The following is a 23,118-nucleotide window of genomic DNA, read 5'->3' on the forward strand; positions in this document are numbered from 1 at the left end:
CACCTGAGAAACCGCCATGAAGACCGTCGCCCAACTGCTCAAGCTCAAAGATCAGAACAATCAGGAAGTGCACCAGATCAAACCCGGTCACATGGTGCTCGAAGCGCTGATGAAGATGGCCGAAAAAAACGTCGGGGCCTTGCTGGTGGTCGAGGACGACAAAGTGGTCGGCATCATCAGCGAACGCGACTACGCGCGCAAACTGGTGCTGCACGGGCGCTCATCGGTCGGCACACCAGTGCGCGACATCATGGTGAAGGACGTCATCACCGTGGACACCCACCAGACCGTCGACACCTGCCTGGGGATCATGTCCGACAAACGCCTGCGGCACTTGCCGGTGGTGGAGAACGGCAAGCTGATCGGCCTGCTGTCGATCGGCGACCTGGTGAAAGAGGCGATTGCCGAACAGGCGGAGCTGATCAAGCAGTTGGAGCAGTACATTCGCGGGGAATAACAGCACAGCAAAAGATCGCAGCCTTCGGCAGCTCCTACAGAAAGCAGTGTAGGAGCTGCCGAAGGCTGCGATCTTTTGATCTTTTCAGGTGGGCCAATGCCGGGCAAACACCGGTGCCAGCACCGGATGCCGGTCAATGCGCTGCAACCACGCATAAAACCCCGGGCGAGTCTGGCGCAGATGCTCGCGGCTGCCCGCCCAGCGCGTCACCACCGCCGCCAGCACGTCCAGCGCGCCGGGCGCTTCGTCGTCCAGGTACAGCTCGGCGGAAAACTGGTCGGCAAACACTTCCCAACTCCAGTGCAAGCGCTCGCGGGCGCCGGCCATCAGGTTCTGCCGCGAGGCTTCGTCGGGCATCACCAGCCAGCGCTCGGGGTAATCGATGACACCGATGGCGGCGTAGCAATTACTGGCGATGTAGACCATGCCGCGAATGGCCTGATCGCGATCGACGGCCTTGGCCGGCAACAAGCCGGACCCGGGAAAGCTCAGGCCCAGGTGAATCAGAATCGCCACACTCTCGGTGATCGCAGTGCCGTCCGGCAATTGCAGGGTCGGCACCTGTTTCAGTGGATTGAGGCGTGCCAATGCTTCGGCGGCTTCGGCCGAGGCTTCGATATCGATAAAGCGATACGCGATCTGGCACAACTCCAGCGCCGCTTCGATGGCTGCTGCGCCCGAGTTTCTGTGCCCGTAAAGTTGATACATGCCCCCTCCTCGATCCCGACAGTTCTGGTGTAGCCCTATTTATAGCGGGTGTATCCGCTTTGGCACGTTTTTCCCATGCATTTGCGACTTGCGAATTCAACCGTCGCAAAACAGCGCTTACGGTGCCCATCCCGCACCAAGAGCAATCATCGAACGCTATCCGCGTTCTTGTAAGGTGCGATACCGAACCAAAAGTTCGCGTATCCGAGCTGGCAACAAGGAGGTCACTGCGTGAATCTTCATTCGCTCTGCCGCTTCACGGCCTGTGGGTATTCATCCGCGCAAAGCCGAGTTCGCCTGAACAGTCCCGGCCATCAAAACATTTACCTTATTACCTGAACCGAACAGTCATGCACTGCGTTTGGCGCAATTGATTGCGCCCGCGGCAACACACTATTTATTTTTTAAATACAACGCATGAAGTTAGTGAGCGAACGACGTTCAGCGACCGATAGCAGGATTGTCGAACAATAACTTCCCGCATTTTTTAATTGCACCAAAAACGCTCTCCAGGATTACAACTCACGAACACTTGAACATGGTTTTCAATTGAACAAGAACAAGGAAACGACCTGTGACCCGCTAATACATTGACCCGCACCAAATCAGTCCGCCGCGCACCATCAAATGCCCTGGCAGACCCGAGCTCAGCTGCTCTGACTGGCTATTTCGCCGGATACAGCGCCCCGTCTGACTCGCCTGCAAAAAAGCCCCGGTATTCGGGGCCGTGGACAGCCACGCACTAAAGAAAATCCGGCCGACCAATAAAACTTATATAAATGCGACATGAGTAACAGCCGCGAAATAACAGATCTACATTTCAGCAACATTTGGCACAGCGGTTGCTAAACGAACTTCGACCGCAACATCTGCAGGCGCTGCCAAAGGCTGCGCCTACATAGAACAACACCAGGGAATGGCTAATGAGAAAAAATCAACGGCACTAAACCAGTGAGTTTGCCCAAGCCTGATGAATAGATAGTTCAACAATCGGCTTGCGCACACCTTGAAGAAAGTTGCACCCACCCACTCGAACATCACCCCAATGTTCGGACGGCACCTTATTGCCCTTCATCAACCCGAGGGAGCTTTAATGAACGACGCGGTAAAGCACAGAACCCTGCCGGGACCGTTACGGGAGGCGCCAATCCCGCCGCCACCGGGCAGGCCGGCCTTCACAGCCAATACCTCGCAACCTGGCGGTTTGAACAAACAGCAGATGCTGTTGCTGGTGGCCGTGTCGGCGCTGATACATGGCGGCGCCTGGTGGTTTCTCCAGCAGACCCGGCCCGAGCCACTGCCGACACCGCCGCAGATCCCGGAAATGACCGTCGAGCTGACCAGCCCGACGCCCCCGGCACCGCCCACGCCGGAACCGCCGCCACCGCCTCCGCCACCACCGCCGCCCGAGCCGGAACAACCGGTGGAAGACGAAGACGCGGTCAAGCCACCGCCCAAACCGGTGGAGAAACCCAAACCGATCGAAAAACCGAAACCGGTCGAGAAGCCCAAACCGGTGAAAAAGGTCGAGCCGCCAAAGGCCCCGCCCGCCCCGGCACAACCGGCCGCCCCTGCTGCGCCGGCCACACCGAGCGCGCCACCGGCCCCTGCCGCCGCGCCCGGGCCGGTCAAGGAATCGGCAGCGATTTCCGGCCTCGCCAGCCTCGGCAACCCGCCGCCGGAGTACCCGTCGCTGGCACTGCGGCGCAATTGGGAAGGCAGCGTGGTCCTGCGGATTCAGGTGTTGGCCAACGGTCGCGCCGGTTCGGTAACGGTGACCAAGTCCAGCGGCAAGCCACAACTGGATGAAGCCGCCGTCGCCGCAGTGAAGAACTGGAAGTTTATTCCGGCCAAGCGCGGTGACACGCCGATTGACGGCTTCGCCACCCAGACCATCGATTTCAAATTGCCGCAATAACGGCACATCCCAACGAACTCACAACCGACTTAATGCAAGCGAGGTGTAGCCATGAACCCTTCACTGTCTTCGATGATTGTCCCCGGTGTGCTCTGGGGCCTGGTGCTGTTTTCCGTGGTCAGCTGGGCGATCCTGCTGGTCAAGTCGGCGCAATACCTGCGCCAGAAAGCCCAGAACAAACAGTTCAGCAAAGCCTTCTGGGGCGCGCCGGACCTGCTCACCGCCGCCGAACACGCCAGCCAGTATCCGGGCTCGCTGGCGCGCATCGCCAGCAGCGGTTTTGAAGCCTTGCTGGTAGAAGAATCGCCGCGCACCACGCAACAACTGGCGCACACCATCAACCGCTCGGATCGTCTGGAACGCAACCTGCGCCAGCAGATCCAGAAGGAACGCCGCTCCCTGGAAAACGGTCAGGCGATCCTCGCCAGTATCGGCAGCACCGCGCCGTTCATTGGTCTGTTCGGCACCGTGTGGGGCATCATGGAAGCCCTGCAAAGCATCGGCGAAACCGGGTCGGCCAGCCTTGAAGCGGTCGCCGGCCCCATCGGCCATGCACTGATCGCCACCGGCGTGGGTATCGCCGTCGCCGTGCCGGCAGTGCTGATTTACAACTTCTTTCTGCGCCGCCTGAAACTGGCCTCGGCGGACATGGATGACTTCGCCCACGACTTCGACGCCCTCGCCTCGCGCAGCGCGTTTTCCATCAGCCGTCAGGCCATCGCCAGCAAAACCACAGCCGCCGTGCGGGAGGCCAGCTGATGTCGTTCTCCACTCAAGACAGCGATGAAGTGCTCAGCGAAATGAACGTCACGCCACTGGTGGACGTGATGCTGGTGCTGCTGGTGGTGTTCATCGTTACCGCGCCGTTGATGACCAACGCGATCAAAGTGAATTTGCCGAAAACCGACGCCGTCGCTCCCGCCGAAAAGAAAGACCCGGTGGTGGTCAGCGTCGATCAGGACGGCAAGTTCTATCTGGCAAAAACCGAGCTTGCGCCGGAGTCCCTGGAAGCCAGCCTCAAGGAGGTCAAGGCCAAGGACGCCGAAGTGCGCGTGCAGCTGCAGGCCGACGCCAACGTCAACTACGGCCAGGTGGCCAAGGCCATGGCGTCCATCGAACGCTCGGGCATCAGCAAGATTTCGGTGATGACCACCCACTGAGTGCGGTGTCGGGCGCGCGTTGAGAACCGCGCCCGACACCGCAGATCGCATCCCGTCGCAATCAGCCGACCGAAAAACGCTGCGCGTCTTCGGAGGGGATCGGCTTGCTTGAAGAAAGTGGTTTTTCGCGGCGCGGCACCCCCGTGACCTGCGCAATCAGGGCTCACAAGGCCATTTCGATAACGTCTAACAAAGTCGGAAACAACCATGCTGATGAACACTCCACGCTTTACGCTCAAACCCTTGGTGGCCACGATCTCTCGTCACCGTTTTGTTCCGTTGTACCTGGTGGCCATGGGGATGGGCGCCGGGACTGTGCAAGCCGCCGAGGAAGACAATTCCACCGTGCCGGCTGCAGCGGCGGTGGTGGCGCCGACCACGCAACTGCAACGGGTGGAAGTGACCGGTTCGGCGATTCGCCGGGTCGATGCCGAAACGGCGGTGCCGATCACCATTCTCAAGGCCGATGAGCTGCGCAAACAGGGCGTGACCACCACCGCCGAACTGGTGCAGCGGATCACCGGCAGCCAGTCGATCAACAACAGCGCCGGTTCGGTTGGCGCCGCCACCGGCGGCGCTTCGTTCGCCGACATGCGCGGCATCGGCGCGAACAAGACCCTGGTGCTGCTCAACGGTCGACGGCTGGCCAACAACGCCTTGTCCGGCACCAACTCGGCCGGTGGCGCGGTGGATCTGAACATGATCCCGTTCGCCGCCATCGAACGCGTGGAAGTTCTGCGCGACGGTGCCTCGGCGTTGTACGGCACTGACGCCATCGGCGGCGTGATCAACTTCATCACCAAGAAATCCATGACCGACGGCCAGTTGACCCTCGGCGGCGAAACCCCGACCCACAGCGGCGGTGGCGCCACCAAAGACATGAGCGCCAGTTGGGGCTACGGCGACCTGGAACAAGACCGCTTCAACGTCCTCGGCGTGTTCAATTACAACAAGCAGCAGAACCTCGATGCCAATGATCGCTCCTTTGCCCGCGACTATGTGCCCGGCCGAGGTCTGGATCAGACCTCCGGCACGGCGTTCCCCGGCAACTACAGCCAGAACGGCAACGCCACCAACCCGTTGGCCAACAGCAATTGCAACGGCCCCAACCTGGTGGCGCGCGACGGCTTGTGCCGCTTCAGCACCCGTGAATTCATCGACCTGGTGCCGCAGACCGAGAAGACCTCGTTCTTCGGCAAGACCACCGGCAAGCTGGCGGATGACCACAACGTCAACCTCGAATACTTCTGGTCTCGCAACAACAACGCCACGGCGATCGGCCCGGCCCCGCTCACCGGCCTGAGCCTGGATTCCTCGTCGCCCTACTACCCCGGCAACGGCATCACGCCCGGCCCGACCGGCTTCGCCCTCGACCCGAGCCAACCGGTCGACGTGAACTGGCGCGAAACCGCTGCAGGCCCGCGTGAATCGAAAGACCAGAACACCAGCCAGCGCTTTTTGCTGAGCTTCGACGGTCTGGTCGGCGGCTGGGATTACAACGTCGGCGCCTCGTACAACCAGAACAAAATCGTCTCCAGCGTCACCAGCGGTTATGTCAGCGATCAGGCGATGATCGACGGCCTGGCCAGCGGTTTGCTCAACCCGTTCGGCCCGCAATCGGCTGCCGGCCAGCAGTACATCGACGCGGCTGCGTACCACGGCGCCTACTCCACCGCCGTCGGCCGCGTGGCCGGTTTCGACGGGCGGATCAGTCGCGAAATCGGTGACTGGTTCGGTGCCGGCCCTGCCGGTCTGGCGCTGGGTGGCGAGTACCGCAAAGAGAAATTCCATCAGGACTTCGAGCAGTTTGCCGGCGATATCCAGAGCCTGGGTATCGACCCGGCCGGCAGCGTCGAGGGCGACCGCAGCGTGAAAGCCGCGTACGCCGAAATCAACGTGCCGGTGCTCGACAGCCTCGAACTGTCCGCGGCCGTGCGGCACGACAAATACAGCGACTTCGGCAGCACCACCAACCCGAAATACTCGTTCCGTTATCAACCGCTCAAAGAGCTGGTGGTGCGCGGCGCGTACAGCGAAGGGTTCCGTGCGCCGTCACTGTACGAGCTGTATTCGCCGCGCAGCATCACGTACACCCAGGGCTACTACAACGACCCGGTGCTGTGTGCCGGCGGCGTGGTGCAACCGGGCGGCAACGGCGGGCGCGATTGCGGCCAGCAGTTCCTCAACCAGATCGGCGGCAATGAAGACCTGGCCCCGGAGAAGGCGCGCAACGTGACCCTGGGCTTCGTCTATCAGCCGGTCAGCAACCTGTCGGTGGGTCTGGATTTCTGGTGGATTCACATCTCCAACCAGATCCAGCCGTTCCCCGAATCCACCGTGTTCGATCAGGCCGGCACCTACCCGGATCGCTTCGTGCGCAACGCCGACGGCACGCTCAACTACATCGTCACCGGCAACGCCAACCTCGGCATCGTCGAAACCAACGGTGTCGATGTGTCGCTGGACTACCGTTTCCCGAACACGCCATACGGTCAATTCGGCCTGGGGCTGCAAGGCACCTACGTTGACGAGTACGACTTCCAGAGCACCATCAAAGGCCCGTTCACCGACAAGGTCGGCGACTTCGAAGGTGACGGCGTGATCGCGCGCTGGAAACACAACCTCACCGGCAGCTGGACTTTCGGCGCCGCACGGGCGTCGCTGACCAACCGCTTCACCACCGGTTACAACGACTACGACCGCGATACCCACGCGCGCGTGGCGTCGTATTCGGTCTGGGACCTGTCGGCCGGCTACACCTTCAACAAGGTGCTGGATGTGGATGCGGGGATGAAGAACATGTTCGACCGCAACCCACCATTCTCCAACCAGGCCTACAACTTCCAGAGCGGCTATGACCCGCGCTACACCGACCCGCTGGGCCGCACCTTGTTTGCGCGCATGACGTATCACTTCTGACTGAGAGCACCGCAACTCCTGTAGGAGTGAGCCTGCTCGCGATAGCGTTTTTTCAGTCAACCTTGCCGGGTCTGACTGGGCCTCATCGCGAGCAGGCTCACTCCTACAGTTTGATCTGTGTTGTTTCAGGGACTGAGGAGTGACTTCATGACTTTCATGCGCAACATGGCCGCCCTGCTGCTCGGCAGCGCACTGCTGTGCACCGGCACCTCGGCGCTGGCCGGCGGCAGCTACGCGCTGACGGTGTACGGCGAGGCGCCGAAGTATCCGGCGAACTTCGAGCATTTCGATTTCGTCGATCCGCACGCGCCCAAGGGCGGTTCGCTCAGCCGCGCGTCGATGGAGATCGGCCAGTACAACTACATCAGCCCGTATGCCGATCAGGGCATTTCCGTGGTGCAAGTCAACGACTGGGTGTACTCGCCATTGGCGTTTCGCTCGCTCGATGAGCCGTACACCGTTTACGCATTGGTCGCGCAGCAGATCGAGCGCGACCCGCAAGGCCTGTGGGTGCGTTTCACCCTCAATCCAAAAGCACGCTTCGCCGACGGCACGCCGATCACCGCCGAAGACGTGCGCTACACCTTCAACCTGCTGATGACCAAGGGCAGCCTCAGTTATCGCCAGCAATACGCCGACGTGCAGGACGTGCTGATCGAAGGCCCACGGCAGGTGCGCTTCACCTTCAAGAACAACCTCAACCGCACCCTGGCGCTGGACCTGGCGACGATGCGCGTGCTGCCCGAACACTGGTGGAAGACTCGCGATTTCGCCAATGGCGGCGGTTTCGAGCCGCCGCTGGGCAGCGGCCCGTACCGCGTGAGCAAGGTCGACGCCGGGCGCAGCATCAGTTTCGAGCGCGATCCGCACTGGTGGGGCAAGGACCTGCCGGTCAGTCGCGGCATGTACAACTTCGACACGCTCACGGTGAATTTCTACGGCGACACCGACGTCGCCCGTCAGCTGTTGCAGGCGGGTGCATTCGACTACAACCGCGAGTTTTCCTCGTCCGGTTACGTGGTCGGTTACGACAGCCCGGCCCTGCGCGACGGTCGTTTACAGCAGTCGATCCTCGCTCCGGAAAAACCGACGGCGGCACAGGGCTTCGTGTTCAACCTGCAGAACCCGATCTTTCAGGATCGCCGCGCGCGTCAGGCGATCAGCCTGCTGTGGGATTTCGAGTGGACCAACAAGCAGATGATGCGTGGCTTCTACGTGCGCCAGAACAGCTTCTGGCCGAAGAGTGAAATGGCCGCCACCGCGCTACCTGATGCCGACGAGTTGAAGATCCTCGAACCCCTGCGCGGGCAGATCCCGGACGAGGTGTTCACCACGGTTTATCAGGCACCGAAAACCGATGGCAGCGGCTACATCCGCGACAAGCAACTGCAAGCCTTGAGGCTGCTCGCCGAGGCGGGCTGGACGCCACAACACAATCGGCTGGTCAACGCCGCCGGCGAGCCTTTGGAATTCACTTTTCTCGACGGTCAGGGCGGTTTCGACCGCATGCTGCTGCCGTTCAAACGCACCCTCGCACAAATCGGCATCACCCTGAATTTGCGGCGCATCGATTCGGCGCAGTACATCAACCGCCTCAACGCCCGGGACTACGACATGATCGTCACCAGTTTCCCGCGCAGCGGCGACCCGATCGTCTCCCCCGGCCGCGAGTTGTACAGCCTGTACGCCTCACAAAGTGCCACGCAAGTCGGCAGTTCGAACTCGATGGTGCTGGCCAACTCGGCGGTCGATCAACTGATCGACGGGCTGGTCAAGGCCGACACTCGCGAAGCCATGGTGCATTACGCGCGCGCCCTCGACCGGGTGCTGCAATGGGGTTACTACATGATTCCCAACTACTACTCCAAAGGCACGCCGACGGTGTATCAGAACCGCTTTGGCATGCCGCCGGTACAACCGGCGTACGACGAAGGCCTCAACACCTGGTGGGAGGTCTCGGCCAAGCCGTTGACCGCGCAACAGATGCACACCCAGCTTGCGGGGGGCCAGTGACATGCTGCGTTATCTGAGCCGACGTCTGCTGCTGATCATCCCCACGTTGCTGTGCATTCTGGTGGTCAATTTCCTCATCGTGCAGGCCGCACCGGGTGGCCCGGTGGAGCAAGCCATTGCGCGTTTGCAGGGCTTTGGCGGGCACAGCATGGGCGGTGGTGGCGAGGTCGCTGCGGTTGGCGGTGCGGGCCGTAGCAGCCGTGGCCTCGACCCGGCGCTGATCGAGGAGATCAAACACCATTACGGCTTCGACAAACCGATGCACGAACGCCTGTGGCTGATGCTGAAAAACTACGTGCAGCTGGATCTGGGCAGCAGTTTCTTTCGCGGCGCCAAGGTCACCGATCTGATCGTGCAGAAGCTGCCGGTGTCGTTGTCGCTCGGCCTGTGGGCAACGTTGATCACCTACCTGATTTCAATCCCGCTGGGCATTCGAAAGGCAATCAAAAACGGTAGCGCGTTCGACGTCTGGAGCAGTACCGCGATCATCATTGGTTATGCGATGCCGGCGTTTCTGTTTGCGATGTTGCTGATCGTGGTGTTCGCCGGTGGCAGCTACGTCAACTGGTTTCCGGTGCAGGGCCTGGTGTCGGATAACTTCGACAGCCTCGGCACGTTGGGCAAGATTGGCGACTACCTCTGGCACCTGGTGTTGCCGGTGACGGCACTTGTGATCGGCGGGTTCGCCACGCTGACCATCCTGACCAAAAACAGCTTCCTCAACGAGATCAGCCGTCAGTACGTGATCACCGCGCGGGCCAAGGGGTTGACCGAACGCCGCGTGCTCTACGGCCACGTGTTTCGCAACGCCATGCTGTTGGTGGTGGCCGGTGTGCCGTCGGCGCTGATCGAGGTGTTTTTCGCCGGCTCGCTGTTGATCGAAACCATCTTCAACCTCGATGGCCTCGGGCGCATGAGCTACGAGGCGGCGGTGTCGCGCGACTATCCGGTGGTGTTCGGCGCGCTGTTTCTGTTCACCCTGTTCGGCCTGTTGATCAAGCTGATCGGCGACCTCTGCTACACCCTGCTCGACCCGCGTATCGACTTCTCGGCGAGGACTGCCTGATGTTCACACTTTCCCCTCTGGGTCAGCGTCGTGTCGCGCAGTTCAAGGCCAACCGCCGTGGACGCTGGTCGTTGTGGCTGTTTATCGGCCTGTGCCTGATCTGCCTCGGCGGCGAATTGATCGCCAACGACAAACCCTTGGTGATCCGTTACCACGACGCGTTGTACTTTCCGATCCTCAGCGATTACCTGGAAACCGATTTCGGCGGTGAGCTGCCGTTTCAACCGGATTACGCCAGCGCTTACGTGCACAAATTGATCGAGGATCAGGGCGGCTGGATGCTGTTTCCACCGATCCCGTTCAGTTACGACACGGTCAACTACGACCTCGCGGAACCCGCGCCGAGCCCGCCCTCCGCGAGCAACTGGCTGGGCACCGACGATCAGGCACGGGACGTGTTGGCGCGGGTGATTTTCGGCACACGGATTTCGATTCTGTTTGCGCTGATGCTCACCGGCATCAGTGCGCTGATCGGCATCGTTGCCGGGGCGTTGCAGGGTTATTACGGCGGTTGGGTCGACTTGCTCGGGCAACGGGTGCTGGAGATCTGGTCGGGGTTGCCGGTGCTGTATCTGCTGATCATTCTGTCCGGGTTCGTCTCGCCGAGTTTCTGGTGGTTGCTGGGGATCATGGCGCTGTTTTCCTGGCTGGCACTGGTGGATGTGGTGCGCGCCGAGTTTTTGCGCGGGCGTAATCTCGAATACGTCAAAGCCGCGCGGGCACTGGGCCTGACCGACAGTGAACTGATGTGCCGGCACATTCTGCCCAACGCGATGACCTCCACCCTCACCTACCTGCCGTTCATTCTGACCGGCGCTATCGCCACCCTCACCGCGCTGGATTTTCTCGGCTTCGGCATGCCGGCCGGCACCGCCTCGCTGGGCGAGTTGATCGGTCAGGCCAAACGCAATCTGCAAGCACCATGGCTGGGGCTGACGGCGTTTTTTGCGCTGGCGCTGATTCTTTCGTTGCTGGTGTTTATCGGTGAGGCCTGCCGTGACGCGTTCGATCCCCGGAGCTGACATGAAAGACAACCTGATTGAAATCCGCGACCTGCGCGTCGCCTTCGCCGGGCAAGCAGTCGTGCATGGTCTGAACCTGGATATCCGCCGTGGCGAGTGCCTGGCGCTGGTCGGTGAATCCGGTTCGGGCAAGTCGGTGACGGCGCATTCGATCCTGCGCTTGTTGCCGGGTAAAACCGTCAGCAGCAGCGGCTCGATCCACTACAACAGCATGGACTTGCTGCAGGCCAGCGAACAGCAGATGCGCGGTTTGCGCGGTAACCGGATCGCGATGATCTTCCAGGAGCCGATGACCTCGCTGAATCCACTGCACACCGTGGAAAAACAGATCAGCGAAGTGCTGGAGATTCACAAAGGCCTCAAGGGCCGCGCGGCACGTGAGCGGACGCTGGAATTGCTCGCACTGGTGGGTATTCGCCAACCTCTGCAGCGTTTGAAAGCCTATCCGCACCAGCTCTCCGGCGGCCAGCGGCAACGGGTGATGATCGCGATGGCGCTGGCCAATGAGCCGGAACTGCTGATCGCCGATGAGCCGACCACGGCGCTGGATGTGACGGTGCAGCAGAAGATTCTCGAACTGCTGATCGAGTTGCAGCAACGCCTCGGCATGTCGCTGCTGCTGATCAGTCATGACCTCAATCTGGTACGGCGCATCGCGCAACGCGTGTGCGTGATGCGCCACGGCGAAATCGTCGAGCAGGCCGACTGCGAAACGCTATTTCGTGCGCCGCAACATCCTTACAGCCGCCTGCTGATCGAGGCCGAACCGAGCGGTGCGCCAGTACCGAGTCAGTACGACCACAACTTGCTTGAGGTGGATGATCTGAAGGTCTGGTTTCCGTTGCCCAAGGCGCTGTTCAGCCGTCAGCAGGACTACATCAAAGCGGTGGACGGCGTGAGTTTCACCCTGCAGCGGGGCAAGACCCTGGGCATCGTTGGCGAGTCCGGATCGGGCAAGTCGACGCTGGGCCAGGCGATCCTGCGGCTGGTGGAGTCCGAGGGCAATATCCGCTTCGGCAACAAGCAACTGAGCCTGCTCAATCAGCGCTTGATGCGGCCCTTGCGACGGCAGATTCAGGTGGTGTTTCAGGACCCGTTCGGCAGCCTCAGCCCACGGATGTCGGTACAGCAGATTATTGCCGAAGGCTTGCTGACCCACGGCATCGGCACCGAGGCCGAGCGCGAGGCGGCGGTGATTCGCGTACTCGAAGAAGTCGGCCTCGACCCAAAGAGTCGCCATCGCTATCCCCACGAATTTTCCGGCGGCCAGCGCCAGCGCATCTCCATCGCCCGCGCATTGGTATTGGAGCCGGCACTGATTCTGCTCGATGAACCGACATCGGCGCTGGATCGCACGGTGCAGAAACAAGTGGTGGACCTGTTGCGGCAATTGCAGATCAAGCATGGGCTGACGTATCTGTTTATCAGCCATGACCTGGCGGTGGTCCATGCGCTGGCTCATGACTTGATGGTGATCAAGGACGGCAAAGTGGTTGAGCAGGGATCGTCGCGAGAGATTTTTGCCGCACCAAAACACCCTTACACCCAGGAACTGCTGAAAGCCTCCGGCCTGAGCGTGCCCCGCAAAACCGCCGAACTTGTGTAGGAGCTGCCGCAGGCTGCGATCTTTTGATGTTGTTTTTCAGGATCAAAAGATCGCAGCCTGCGGCAGCGCCTACATCAACCATCATTGCTATCGATGTTCACCATCACGGCAATGAAGTTCTCATAAAAAATCTGCGGCGTAACATCTGCTCCATACCAACCAACAACACCCCGGAGCACACCATCATGAAACGCCAAACCCTTCTCGGCATTGCTTTCTCGGTCTTCGCTATCAACGCTTTCGCCGTCACCCCGGCCCACACCATGATCGCTGAAGGCGGTTCGGACAAACTGATCGAAAGCCGTGTGGCTGAAGGTGGCTCGGATCGTCTGATTGAACGCCGCGTGGCCGAAGGTGGCTCGGATCGCCTGATTGAACGCCGCGTTGCTGAAGGTGGCTCGGATCGTCTGATTGAACGCCGCGTTGCTGAAGGTGGCTCGGATCGTCTGATTGAACGCCGTGTGGCTGAAGGTGGCTCGGATCGCCTGATTGAACGCCGCGTGGCCGAAGGTGGCTCGGATCGTCTGATTGAACGCCGCGTTGCCTGATGACTAGCGGTAAGCGCAACACCCCAGAGAAACCCGGCTCCCTAGGCCGGGTTTTTTATGCCTGTGTGTTTTATCCGGCCTTGGCCATGCAGCGCTTGTAACGCTCGTCCACACGCTTGGCAAACCACGCCGTGGTGAGTTTGCGGGTGATCTTCGGACTCTGCAGCACGATCCCCGGCAACACAGCACGCGGCAGCTTTTTCCCCTCCGCTTGCTCGGCCAGTTCGAACACTCGTTGATAGAGTCTGGTCTCTTCAAACTCCAGGGTTTTGCCCTTCTCCAGTTGATCGCGAATGGTCGGGTTGCGCATGCCCAGCGACTTGCCGAGGGTGCGCACCGCCAATTCCGTGCCGCCGGGCATGATCGAATCGTAGCGGATCAGGTCACCATCGAGCGCCAGCGGGATGCCGGAAGCACGGCTCACCGCATTCTGAAACGCAGCATTGCGGCTGGCGTACCACCCCGCATTGAAATCGGCAAAGCGATAAAGCGGCTCGCGATAACTCACCGGATAACCGAGCAAATGCGCGATGCCGAAATACATACCTCCACGGCGACTGAACACTTCTCGGCGGATCGTGCCGTCTACCGGGTACGGGTAATCCTTGGCGTGCTGCTCGGCAAATTCGATGCTGACCTGCATCGGCCCGCCGGTGTGTACCGGGTTGAAGCCGCCGAAAAGCGTGCGCCCCATCGGCACCCTGCCGATGAAGTCGTCGAAAATGCCACTGAGTTCTTTTTCACTGCGCGCGGCGTTCAAGCGTTCACTGTAGGTTTTGCCGTTGGTGGAGCGCACTTGCAGAGCACCGCTGACCAACAGGCTGGGAATATGCACTTTGGCGGCGCGGCGATCGATTTCGTCGCGGGCGATTTTGCCCAGGCCAGGCACCGTGGGGTCGGCCTGAAAGGTGGATTCCTGCTCGGCGACGGCCAGTACCGAACACAGATTCTGCGTGGTCGGGCTGATGTTCTGCGCGGCAAACGCGGCGTAGATATCAGTGGCCCAGCCTTGCCGAGCAGCCGTCTTGGCCGGCATCAGCCGCACGATCTCGGCCTTCACTTCAGCGGGTGCACGGCGCACCGGTTCCTGGCTGTGCTGCCCCGCGCAACCGGCGAGCACCAGCAGTGCGGCGAGTGTGATTGGTAATCGAAAGTTGTGCATGAAGCGTCATCCAGTCCGTTGTGCCGGGTTCACCATACGTTCAATGACATGGCGCAGGCTAGGACTGTAAGGGTCTGGTCATGTTCCCTCGGGTTTCACCATTCCCGTGGCGGGGCCTTTTCCGTCTGGCTGACAAACTGGCCGCCGCGCCCTGCTGATCCATACTTGCTGCACAGGCAACGGAGGACAGGCCCATGAACCGCAGCGACGTACTGATCATCGGCGCCGGCCCGACCGGTCTGGTGCTGGCCCTGTGGCTGAGCAAACTGGGCGTGCGCGTGCGCATCCTCGACAAGACCTCCGCCCCCGGCACCACCTCGCGGGCGCTGGCGGTGCAGGCGCGGACCCTGGAGTTGTACCGGCAGTTGGACCTGGCCGACACCGTGGTGCGCAACGGTCACAAGGTTAGCGCGGCGAATTTCTGGGTCAAAGGCAAACCGGTCGCGCAGTTGCCGCTGCAACGCATCGGTGAAGGTTTGACGCCCTACTCGTTCATCGAAATCTTCTCTCAGGACCAACACGAACGGCTGCTGCTCGAACGCCTCGAAGACTATGGCGTGGTGGTTGAACGCAACACCGAGCTTGAGAATTTCGAGGAAACCGGCGACGGCCTCACGGCGCATCTGCGCTTGCCGGACGGGCAACAGGAAACCTGTCAGGCGTGCTTTCTCGCCGGCTGCGACGGCGCGCGCTCGGTGGTGCGCAAAACCCTCGACACAGACTTCCCGGGCGGCACCTATCAGCAGATTTTTTACGTCGCGGATGTGCAGGCCAGTGGCCCGGCACTCAACGGTGACCTGCACCTGGATCTGGACGAAGCGGATTTTCTCGCGGTGTTCCCGCTGGCCGGCGAAGGCCGCGCACGCCTGATCGGCACGGTGCGCGACGAACGTGCCGACCGCGCCGAAACCCTGCAGTTTGCCGACGTCAGCAGCCGCGCCATCGAACACCTGAAAGTACACATCGACCAGGTCAACTGGTTCTCCACCTACCGTGTGCATCACCGCGTGGCCGAGCACTTTCGCAGCGGCCGGGCGTTTCTGCTCGGCGACGCGGCGCACGTGCACAGCCCCGCCGGCGGCCAGGGCATGAACACCGGCATCGGCGATGCGATCAATCTGGCGTGGAAACTCGCCGCCGTGCTCAACGGCAGCGCCACGGCGAAACTGCTCGACAGCTACGAAACCGAACGCATCGCCTTCGCCCGCCGACTGGTGTCGACCACCGACAAAGTATTCACCTTTGTCACCGCCGAAGGGCGCATCGCCGATCTGCTGCGCATGCGCCTGGCACCGTTTCTGATCCCGAAAATGGCCATGTTCGAGGCCAGCCGCGAGTTCCTGTTTCGCACGGTGTCCCAGGTCACTCTCAACTATCGCGGCATGCCGCTGAGCCAGGGCACGGCCGGCCACGTGCATGGCGGTGACCGTTTACCGTGGGCGCATGACGGTGAGGGCGATAATTACGAGCCGCTGCGCCAGCCGTGCTGGCAGGTGCATGTGTACGGCGACACCAGCGACGAGATGATCGCCTGGTGCACTGAACACCACCTGCCGCTGCACGTGTTCGACTGGCGCCCGGCCTTTGAAACGGCGGGGTTGGGGCGTAACGGCTTTTATCTGCTGCGCCCGGATACCTATGTGGCGATGGCTGATAGCAGCGCTGATCCGAAGGTGATCGAGCGGTACTTCCGGGATCACGGCATCCGGCCCTACTTCAACTGCCCCTGATCCACCACAATCCTCTGTAGGAGTGAGCCTGCTCGCGATTGCGGTGTGTCATTCAACGACAATTCGACTGGCACACCGCAATCGCGAGCAGGCTCACTCCTGCATTTGCTTAGATCCCGGCCAGTGCCAGATCCATCGCAAAGTAAGTGAAGATCAGATCCGCCCCCGCGCGCTTGATCGCGCCCAGGCTTTCACGCACCACACGGTCCTCGTCAATCGCACCGGCCTGCGCGCCGAACTTGATCATCGCGTACTCGCCACTGACCTGATACGCCGACAGCGGCAGGTTCGAGGCCTGGCGGATGTCGCGGATGATGTCCAGGTACGCGCCGGCCGGTTTGACCATCAGCGCGTCGGCGCCTTCCTGCTCGTCGAGCAGCGATTCGCGCAGGGCTTCGCGGCGGTTCATCGGGTTCATCTGATAGCTTTTGCGGTCGCCCTTGAGCGCGCTGCCGCCGGCTTCGCGGAACGGGCCATACAGCGCCGAGGCGAATTTGGTCGAGTAGGCCATGATCGCGGTCTGGGTGAAGCCGGCCTCGTCCAGCGCCCGGCGAATCGCCTGCACCTGACCGTCCATCGCCGCCGACGGGGCGATCACGTCAGCACCGGCACGGGCTGCGGCAACGGCCTGTTTGCCGAGGTTGATCAGGGTCTGGTCGTTGTCGACTTCGTGGTGGTGCATCACGCCGCAGTGGCCATGATCGGTGTATTCGCAGAAGCAGGTGTCGGACATCACGATCATTTCCGGCACCGCGTCCTTGGCAATGCGCGACATGCGCGAGACCAGGCCGTCTTCGCGCCAGGTGTCGCTGCCGTTGGCGTCCAGGTGATGGGACACACCGAAGGTCATCACCGACTTGATGCCGGCACGGGCATAGCGCTCGATTTCGCTGGCCAGCTTGCGCTCGGGAATGCGTACCACCCCTGGCATGCTCTTGATGGGCACGAAGTCGTCGATTTCTTCTTCGACGAAAATCGGCAGCACCAGATCATTCAGGGTGAACTCGGTTTCCTGGAACAGACTGCGCAGGCTCGCATTGCGGCGCAGACGGCGGGGACGTGCTTCGGGGAACTGGCTGGACATGGTTCTTCCTGAAAACGGGCAGATGAGACGAAAGTCGTAGGGGGCGAAGCTTATGCCTTCGGTGGGCGCAGGTACAAACCTGGATCAATCAAGAGTGCATTACCGGGTGCGCAATAATCCGTCAGCCAACACACGTTCCCGAGTAGGAGCTGCCGAAGGCTGCGATCTTTTGACGTTGATTTTTACAAGAAAGATCAAAAGATCGCAGCCTTCGGCAGCTCCTACAGAGGACAGAAGTCACGAAGGAATGGTCAAACCCCGCACCACCGCCGGCCGCGCCAGAAAGCGCTCCAGCACCCGGGTCACGTTCGGGAAATTGTTGATCCCGACCAGATCCCCGGCCTCATAGAACCCGATCAGGTTGCGCACCCACGGGAACGTGGCGATATCGGCGATGGTGTAGCGCTCGCCCATGATCCAGTCGCGGCCTTCCAGGCGTTTGTCGAGCACGTTGAGCAGGCGCCTGCTCTCCTCGACGTAGCGATCACGCGGTCGCTTGTCCTCGTAGTCCTTGCCGGCGAATTTGTTGAAGAAACCGAGCTGGCCGAACATCGGGCCGATACCGCCCATCTGGAACATCAGCCACTGAATAGTCTCGTAACGCAGCGCGCCTTCCTGCGCCAGCAACTGGCCGCTCTTGTCGGCGAGGTAGATCAGGATCGCGCCGGACTCGAACAGCGGCAACGGTTGGTCCTCCGGGCCGTGGGGGTCAAGGATCGCCGGAATCTTGTTGTTGGGGTTCAGCGACAGGAACTCGGGGGACAACTGGTCTTGTGTGTCGAAGCCTACGCGGTGCGGCTCGTACGGCAGGCCGATCTCTTCGAGCATGATCGAGACCTTGACGCCGTTGGGGGTCGGCAGGGAATAGAGCTGAATCCAGTCTGGGTATTGCGCGGGCCATTTCCGGGTGATCGGGAACGCGGACAGATCGGTCATGAGAAGCATCCAGTCGCAAGGAAAGCACTGATCATAATGTAGGAGCTGCCGCAGGCTGCGATCTTTTGATCTGGCTTGTAAAAACCCAATCAAAAGATCGCAGCCTGCGGCAGCTCTTACACGAACCGTAACATCCCTCGGCTAATTTGCATGAACCAAACCCGCCTCAGAGGACTCTGAGCTATGCCCTTCGCAAAGGAAGCGCGACACACGACATGGACAACGCCCGGCGCTGGGAGCCCGAGGCGCAAGGGTTTGTCAGCCTTAACCGAATTAGCTGAAGAACCTTTATTCAATGACGAACCTCATGAGATTCGCCAAACGCTTCAAACATCGCGCCTACGTGGCCCTGCCCTCGCTGCTGGCGGTGAGTGCGCTGACGTTGTCGCTGGAATCGAGCCAGATTCGCGCACAACCGGTGGACGGCACCCAGACCCTGGTCTTCCTGCGCCACGCGGAAAAACCTGCGGGCGGGCTCGGCCAGCTCAACTGCCAGGGCCTGAACCGCGCGATCGAGTTGTCGACCTTGCTGCCGGAAAAATTCGGCAAGGCCGATTACGTGTTCGCCGCCAACCCGACGCGCAACGTCGAGGAAGGTGAGCTGGACAACTCCTACAGCTACATCCGCCCGCTGATGACCATCAGCCCCGCCGCGATCAAGCTCGGCCTGCCGGTGAACATCGAGTTCTCCGCCAACGACACCAGCGACCTGGCGCGTGAACTGACTGAAGACAAGTACCACAACTCAACCATCTACACCGCGTGGTCGCACGGCTATCTGCCGGAGCTGATCAACGAGGTCGCGGGCAAGGCCGTCGGCGAAAAGCAGACCATCACCGATGACTGGGCGGCCGGCGATTTCGATTCGCTGTATGTGCTGACCCTGACCTGGCACAACGGCAAGGCCAGTTTGCAGAGCCACAGCTACAAGCAGGGGCTGGATAACGGCAAGGTGACTTGCCCGACTTGAGACTGGTGGTGTTTTTGCGGCCGCCATCGCGAGCAGGCTCACTCCTACAATTGGAGCGCATTCCCCTGTAGGAGTGAGCCTGCTCGCGAAGGGGCCAGCAATGGCAGCATCAAGCTTTCTGATTCACCCGCTCGCGAAGATACTCCAGCACCGCCCCGCGCTCCCCGGCAAACTCGATCCGCCCGCCCTTCTTTTCGCGCTGGAACACGTACATCGGGTCGTAATACTCGCGCAGCAACCCTTCGATCCAGCCACGGTGCAAGTCCACCGCCCCGCTACGCCCCTGCTCGGCCAGCGCATCTTCCATCAACAGCAACATCCGCCGATGCCGCTCGCCACCGAGGCGTTTCTGCACGTTGTTCAGGCTTTCCAGCAAGCGCTCGGAGAACAAGGTAAAACCGTCCTCGCCATGCACCGCCGAAAACTCGGCCGACAGGTCCACCACGTAGTCGCGCAGGATCCGCTCCACGCGGTCCTCAAAACGGTCTTCCAGCCAGACCATCGGGTACTGCTGCATGCCTTGATACAGCGGCAGTGGCAGCGCACAACTGCCCACCACCCGACTCTCATCTTCCAGCACAAACTGCTCGATACCGGCATCGCGCTTCTTGAGGATGTCGATGGCCAGCCGGTTTTCGAAATCAATGTTCGACGGTTGGCCGGTGGCGCGTTTGCCGAAACTGGAACCACGATGATTGGCGTGACCTTCCAGATCCAGACCGTTGCGTAATTGCACCAGTACCTCGGTCTTGCCGGTGCCGGTCATGCCACCCAACAAGACGAAATCACACTGGCTGATCGCTCGCTCAAGGGTGTCGAGCAGAAAGGTGCGCATTGCCTTGTAACCGCCGCCGACGCGCGGATAGTCGATGCCGGCCTCGTCACGCAGCCACTGTTGCGTGATCTGCGAGCGCAGGCCGCCACGAAAACAATAGAGATAACCCTCAGGATGGGCCCGGGCGAAGTCGGCCCAGGCCTGGATGCGCTCGGCCTTCACCGCGCCGGACACCAGTTGATGGCCCAGTTCGATGGCGGCGTGCTGACCGTGCTGCTTGTAGCAGGTGCCGACCTTCTGCCGCTCGATGTCGTTCATCAGCGGCAGATTGACCACACCGGGGAATGCGCCTTTGTGAAACTCGACCGGCGCACGGGCATCCATCAGCGGCCGGTCGTTGAGGAAAATATCGTGGTAATCGGTGCAGTCGCGTGACATCAAATCACCTCGACTGCGTGGCTCTGTCGCTCAACCAGCTCACCGATCGGCGCCAGGTTCAGGCCCAGTTCGGCGGCCACGGCGAGGAACTCGTCATTGCCTTGCGGGGTAACGGCAATCAGCAGGCCGCCGCTGGTCTGCGGGTCGCACAGCACGCGCTTGTGCAGCTCCTGCAGACGGCCGAGCTTGCTCGAATAGCTGTCGAAGTTGCGCAAGGTGCCGCCGGGCACGCAACCCTGTTCGAGGTAGTACTCGACGCTGTCCAGACGCGGCACATGGTTGTAGCCGATGCGTGCGGTCAGCTGGCTGCCGTCGGCCATTTCCACCAGATGCCCGAGCAGGCCGAAACCGGTGACGTCGGTCATCGCGGTGACGCCGGCGAGTTTGCCGAAACGGCTGCCTGGCTTGTTCAGGGTGCACATCCAGTCGCGGGCTACGCCGACGTCGGCGAGGCGCAATTTGCCCTTTTTCTCGGCGGTGGTGAGGATGCCGATGCCCAGCGGTTTGGTCAGGTACAACAGGCAGCCGGCAGTGGCGGTGTCGTTGCGCTTCATGTGGCGCTTTTCGACAAGGCCGGTCACCGCCAGGCCGAAGATCGGTTCCGGCGCATCGATCGAATGCCCACCAGCCAGCGGAATGCCGGCGGCGTCGCACACCGCCCGCCCGCCGCGAATCACTTCCCGCGCGACTTCCGGCGCCAACACATTCACCGGCCAGCCGAGGATTGCAATCGCCATCAACGGGTCGCCGCCCATCGCGTAGATGTCGCTGATCGCGTTGGTCGCGGCAATCCGGCCGAAATCGAACGGGTCGTCGACAATCGGCATGAAGAAATCGGTGGTCGACACCACACCGCGCTCGGCATCGATCTCGTAGACCGCCGCGTCATCACGCGAAGCATTGCCGACCCACAGTTTCGGATCGAGGTTTTGCGCACCGCTACCGGCCAGAATCACTTCCAGCACCTGCGGGGAAATCTTGCAGCCACAACCGGCACCGTGGCTGTATTGGGTCAGACGAATCGGCTCGCTCATGAGAGGGTCTCTGGCAGGGAATGGGGCGAATTCTAGCAGAGCGGGTCTGTTGGTCAGTGATCCTTCAACCTTTCGATTAGCACAAGGCATATTGACATCATCGTGTAAACGTCCAGACTTCCGCGTCTTCGCACAGACCTGCGCCTACTCCCGTTTATATGAATTTCAAGGAAGAAAATGTCCGAACTTCTCACATCAGTGGAAAAATATGGATCGCTCACTGCAAAATTAATTGTGGCTTTAGGTGTTTGTATTACCTGGGGTTACTGTGCCTTTATAATTAATTTTTTCCCAACCGGTTTAACCGTTGCAGATAGCCTTGTCTTTATCTTTATCGCCTTAGGCTTCGGCATTTTGTATGTTTACTGGCTGCTTTTTGGATTCCTAGGAGCTTACTTTTTCGTCTCTTTCTTCCAGGAACCTCACATCAGAGCTCGTTTATTTTCGGCCGTGATGTTTTTGGTTTTCGCTGGGTGCCTAGTTTTTTTGGCCTGCATCATGAAAGACGCTTCATCTCTATTGGCCCCTTTATTTAGTGGAGCCTTGCTATATCTAACAATCATTCACTGGAAGCCTGATGTCGCCAGAGCAACTATTAAGCAACGACGTGAAAGAGCACGCATGCGGATAATGATCTTTTTCACTGCCTTATTCTTGCCACTCACCGTGGCGGTGCCTGTTATTGGAATCATAATAGATAGCTCATTCGGACTTATTGGCATTACTCAAAAAAATGTCTCACTGGCAGTGAGCGAAGATAATCAGAAAATCATTAATGATGTGGCAAAAGAATTCGACATCTCCGTTTATGGCTGCTCGGAAAATGGAAAAAAGACTAACATCGTTCACCATTTTAATGTTCTCTGGCACGGTTTAGGCGAACGAAGCCTTGTAGAGTTGCTTACGCATGATGGCAATGGATGGAAGCCCAAGGCACGAATCGAACTCGATCGTAGCGGACTTAAGATCTTGAAACCCACTAACAAAGAAACTACTTTCAACACCTGCCTCACACTCAACTCCGACACGCTATTTGGCACCTACGAAGACAACATCAGCAAGTACGGGAAGCTTCAACTGAAGGTCTTCAGCGACGAAACAAAGAATAAGTTGAATGCTGACCACTTACAGATTCTATCGGCAAAAATCATTGGATACACAGATAGAGTTCCCGTATCAAAAAATAGCGACTCCAATTTTGACTTATCCATTCGACGAGCCAACAGCGTCCACACCGAACTCAAAGAATATGGACTATTAACTGACATTCCGGAGTCTGAAATAAAAAGCTCCGGACAAGGCTCACTACTTTCCAAGTCCAATTGCTCCAGGGAACTCAACCCTGCCGAACTAAAAGAGTGCTTGGCTGTAGACCGGCGTGTTGAGATCGAACTTAAACTGCAGATGAAACCAACAGAAAAGCAGACTTCCACTGATCCAGCGCCCCAAAAAGACATGAGTGTATGTGATTTTGTTTTCTGCAAAATCGGACTCAAAAAATGTCCTGATAAAGTCCCAGCTACCATGGCACCCAGCGATAACTGATCGACTTTCAAAAAAAACCGCCCTTTC

19 protein-coding genes are annotated in these 23,118 nt (G+C 60.1%); 13 read left to right on the forward strand and 6 right to left on the reverse strand.

Annotation, left to right across the window (positions count from 1 at the left end):
* Positions 1 to 16 precede the first annotated feature (16 nt).
* Positions 17 to 457 carry a CBS domain-containing protein gene (locus KKQ10_RS10150; RefSeq protein ID WP_215500999.1) on the forward strand — a complete coding sequence of 147 codons (441 nt, stop codon included), beginning with the start codon at positions 17 to 19 and terminating at the stop codon, positions 455 to 457.
* Between the two features lie 84 nt (positions 458 to 541).
* On the opposite strand, the gene KKQ10_RS10155 is transcribed toward KKQ10_RS10150, so the two are convergent.
* A complete protein-coding gene (locus KKQ10_RS10155; protein WP_215501000.1) occupies positions 542 to 1,165 on the reverse strand; it encodes a glutathione S-transferase N-terminal domain-containing protein in 624 nt (207 codons plus the stop codon).
* Between the two features lie 1,093 nt (positions 1,166 to 2,258).
* Between KKQ10_RS10155 and KKQ10_RS10160 the strand changes: the two genes are divergently transcribed.
* From KKQ10_RS10160 to KKQ10_RS10200, 9 genes are all read left to right on the forward strand, one after another.
* Complete coding sequence (locus tag KKQ10_RS10160; protein ID WP_215501001.1) at positions 2,259 to 3,083, forward strand: energy transducer TonB; 825 nt, start codon at positions 2,259 to 2,261, stop codon at positions 3,081 to 3,083.
* 51 nt (positions 3,084 to 3,134) lie between these two features.
* Positions 3,135 to 3,842: a MotA/TolQ/ExbB proton channel family protein gene (locus KKQ10_RS10165; RefSeq protein ID WP_127652191.1), complete on the forward strand. Its 708-nt coding sequence runs from the start codon at positions 3,135 to 3,137 to the stop codon at positions 3,840 to 3,842.
* Positions 3,842 to 4,243: an ExbD/TolR family protein gene (locus KKQ10_RS10170; RefSeq protein ID WP_003223575.1), complete on the forward strand. Its 402-nt coding sequence runs from the start codon at positions 3,842 to 3,844 to the stop codon at positions 4,241 to 4,243. Before KKQ10_RS10165 ends, KKQ10_RS10170 begins: the two co-directional genes overlap by 1 nt.
* 207 nt (positions 4,244 to 4,450) lie before the next feature.
* A complete protein-coding gene (locus KKQ10_RS10175) occupies positions 4,451 to 7,162 on the forward strand; it encodes a TonB-dependent receptor (RefSeq protein ID WP_215501002.1) in 2,712 nt (903 codons plus the stop codon).
* A gap of 147 nt (positions 7,163 to 7,309) precedes the next feature.
* Positions 7,310 to 9,175 (forward strand): extracellular solute-binding protein, encoded by a 1,866-nt coding sequence (locus tag KKQ10_RS10180; protein ID WP_215501003.1) that lies wholly within the window; start codon positions 7,310 to 7,312, stop codon positions 9,173 to 9,175.
* A 1-nt stretch (position 9,176) separates the two neighbouring features.
* A complete protein-coding gene (locus KKQ10_RS10185; RefSeq protein WP_215501004.1) occupies positions 9,177 to 10,241 on the forward strand; it encodes a microcin C ABC transporter permease YejB in 1,065 nt (354 codons plus the stop codon).
* Positions 10,241 to 11,263, forward strand: coding sequence for an ABC transporter permease (locus KKQ10_RS10190; protein WP_127652194.1), 1,023 nt, complete (start codon positions 10,241 to 10,243; stop codon positions 11,261 to 11,263). The genes KKQ10_RS10185 and KKQ10_RS10190 overlap by 1 nt, the downstream gene beginning before the upstream one ends.
* A 1-nt stretch (position 11,264) precedes the next feature.
* Positions 11,265 to 12,869 carry an ABC transporter ATP-binding protein gene (locus KKQ10_RS10195; protein WP_215501005.1) on the forward strand — a complete coding sequence of 535 codons (1,605 nt, stop codon included), beginning with the start codon at positions 11,265 to 11,267 and terminating at the stop codon, positions 12,867 to 12,869.
* Positions 12,870 to 13,054: 185 nt separating this feature from the next.
* On the forward strand, positions 13,055 to 13,417 hold the full coding sequence (locus KKQ10_RS10200; RefSeq protein ID WP_215501099.1) for a hypothetical protein: 363 nt from the start codon (positions 13,055 to 13,057) through the stop codon (positions 13,415 to 13,417).
* A 70-nt stretch (positions 13,418 to 13,487) separates the two neighbouring features.
* Here KKQ10_RS10200 and KKQ10_RS10205 read toward each other — a convergent pair whose 3' ends face one another.
* Positions 13,488 to 14,579: a DUF1615 domain-containing protein gene (locus KKQ10_RS10205; RefSeq protein WP_215501006.1), complete on the reverse strand. Its 1,092-nt coding sequence runs from the start codon at positions 14,577 to 14,579 to the stop codon at positions 13,488 to 13,490.
* 194 nt (positions 14,580 to 14,773) lie between these two features.
* Between KKQ10_RS10205 and KKQ10_RS10210 the strand changes: the two genes are divergently transcribed.
* A complete protein-coding gene (locus tag KKQ10_RS10210) occupies positions 14,774 to 16,309 on the forward strand; it encodes an FAD-dependent oxidoreductase (protein WP_215501007.1) in 1,536 nt (511 codons plus the stop codon).
* 109 nt (positions 16,310 to 16,418) lie between these two features.
* Here the strand turns inward: KKQ10_RS10210 and hemB are convergent, their stop codons facing one another.
* Positions 16,419 to 17,393 carry a porphobilinogen synthase gene (gene hemB, locus KKQ10_RS10215; RefSeq protein WP_215501008.1) on the reverse strand — a complete coding sequence of 325 codons (975 nt, stop codon included), beginning with the start codon at positions 17,391 to 17,393 and terminating at the stop codon, positions 16,419 to 16,421.
* A gap of 237 nt (positions 17,394 to 17,630) precedes the next feature.
* On the reverse strand, positions 17,631 to 18,329 hold the full coding sequence (locus tag KKQ10_RS10220) for a glutathione binding-like protein (protein WP_215501009.1): 699 nt from the start codon (positions 18,327 to 18,329) through the stop codon (positions 17,631 to 17,633).
* A gap of 295 nt (positions 18,330 to 18,624) precedes the next feature.
* Here KKQ10_RS10220 and KKQ10_RS10225 point away from each other — a divergent pair, with 295 nt between their 5' ends.
* Positions 18,625 to 19,299 carry a histidine phosphatase family protein gene (locus tag KKQ10_RS10225; RefSeq protein WP_127652200.1) on the forward strand — a complete coding sequence of 225 codons (675 nt, stop codon included), beginning with the start codon at positions 18,625 to 18,627 and terminating at the stop codon, positions 19,297 to 19,299.
* A gap of 109 nt (positions 19,300 to 19,408) precedes the next feature.
* On the opposite strand, the gene mnmH is transcribed toward KKQ10_RS10225, so the two are convergent.
* Together mnmH and selD are read right to left on the reverse strand one after the other, a co-directional pair.
* Positions 19,409 to 20,512 carry a tRNA 2-selenouridine(34) synthase MnmH gene (gene mnmH, locus KKQ10_RS10230; protein WP_215501010.1) on the reverse strand — a complete coding sequence of 368 codons (1,104 nt, stop codon included), beginning with the start codon at positions 20,510 to 20,512 and terminating at the stop codon, positions 19,409 to 19,411.
* Entirely contained in the window at positions 20,512 to 21,546 is a 1,035-nt protein-coding gene (gene selD / locus KKQ10_RS10235) for a selenide, water dikinase SelD (RefSeq protein WP_215501011.1), read from the reverse strand. The genes mnmH and selD overlap by 1 nt, the downstream gene beginning before the upstream one ends.
* 177 nt (positions 21,547 to 21,723) lie before the next feature.
* On the opposite strand from selD, the gene KKQ10_RS10240 reads away from it, so the two are divergent.
* Entirely contained in the window at positions 21,724 to 23,091 is a 1,368-nt protein-coding gene (locus KKQ10_RS10240; protein WP_215501012.1) for an OmpA family protein, read from the forward strand.
* Positions 23,092 to 23,118: the final 27 nt, after the last annotated feature.

The sequence above is a fragment of the Pseudomonas sp. MG-9 genome, assembly GCF_018729515.1.
GTDB classification, from domain to species: domain Bacteria; phylum Pseudomonadota; class Gammaproteobacteria; order Pseudomonadales; family Pseudomonadaceae; genus Aquipseudomonas; species Aquipseudomonas serboccidentalis.

Excerpts from the sequence above, each read along its gene's own strand:
- KKQ10_RS10150 (WP_215500999.1), top strand. The coding sequence starts at position 17 with ATGAAGACCGTCGCCCAACTGCTCAAGCTCAAAGATCAGAACAATCAG.
- KKQ10_RS10155 (WP_215501000.1), bottom strand. The coding sequence starts at position 1,165 with ATGTATCAACTTTACGGGCACAGAAACTCGGGCGCAGCAGCCATCGAA.
- KKQ10_RS10160 (WP_215501001.1), top strand. The coding sequence starts at position 2,259 with ATGAACGACGCGGTAAAGCACAGAACCCTGCCGGGACCGTTACGGGAG.
- KKQ10_RS10165 (WP_127652191.1), top strand. The coding sequence starts at position 3,135 with ATGAACCCTTCACTGTCTTCGATGATTGTCCCCGGTGTGCTCTGGGGC.
- KKQ10_RS10170 (WP_003223575.1), top strand. The coding sequence starts at position 3,842 with ATGTCGTTCTCCACTCAAGACAGCGATGAAGTGCTCAGCGAAATGAAC.
- KKQ10_RS10175 (WP_215501002.1), top strand. The coding sequence starts at position 4,451 with ATGCTGATGAACACTCCACGCTTTACGCTCAAACCCTTGGTGGCCACG.
- KKQ10_RS10180 (WP_215501003.1), top strand. The coding sequence starts at position 7,310 with ATGACTTTCATGCGCAACATGGCCGCCCTGCTGCTCGGCAGCGCACTG.
- KKQ10_RS10185 (WP_215501004.1), top strand. The coding sequence starts at position 9,177 with ATGCTGCGTTATCTGAGCCGACGTCTGCTGCTGATCATCCCCACGTTG.
- KKQ10_RS10190 (WP_127652194.1), top strand. The coding sequence starts at position 10,241 with ATGTTCACACTTTCCCCTCTGGGTCAGCGTCGTGTCGCGCAGTTCAAG.
- KKQ10_RS10195 (WP_215501005.1), top strand. The coding sequence starts at position 11,265 with ATGAAAGACAACCTGATTGAAATCCGCGACCTGCGCGTCGCCTTCGCC.
- KKQ10_RS10200 (WP_215501099.1), top strand. The coding sequence starts at position 13,055 with ATGAAACGCCAAACCCTTCTCGGCATTGCTTTCTCGGTCTTCGCTATC.
- KKQ10_RS10205 (WP_215501006.1), bottom strand. The coding sequence starts at position 14,579 with ATGCACAACTTTCGATTACCAATCACACTCGCCGCACTGCTGGTGCTC.
- KKQ10_RS10210 (WP_215501007.1), top strand. The coding sequence starts at position 14,774 with ATGAACCGCAGCGACGTACTGATCATCGGCGCCGGCCCGACCGGTCTG.
- hemB (WP_215501008.1), bottom strand. The coding sequence starts at position 17,393 with ATGTCCAGCCAGTTCCCCGAAGCACGTCCCCGCCGTCTGCGCCGCAAT.
- KKQ10_RS10220 (WP_215501009.1), bottom strand. The coding sequence starts at position 18,329 with ATGACCGATCTGTCCGCGTTCCCGATCACCCGGAAATGGCCCGCGCAA.
- KKQ10_RS10225 (WP_127652200.1), top strand. The coding sequence starts at position 18,625 with ATGACGAACCTCATGAGATTCGCCAAACGCTTCAAACATCGCGCCTAC.
- mnmH (WP_215501010.1), bottom strand. The coding sequence starts at position 20,512 with ATGTCACGCGACTGCACCGATTACCACGATATTTTCCTCAACGACCGG.
- selD (WP_215501011.1), bottom strand. The coding sequence starts at position 21,546 with ATGAGCGAGCCGATTCGTCTGACCCAATACAGCCACGGTGCCGGTTGT.
- KKQ10_RS10240 (WP_215501012.1), top strand. The coding sequence starts at position 21,724 with ATGTCCGAACTTCTCACATCAGTGGAAAAATATGGATCGCTCACTGCA.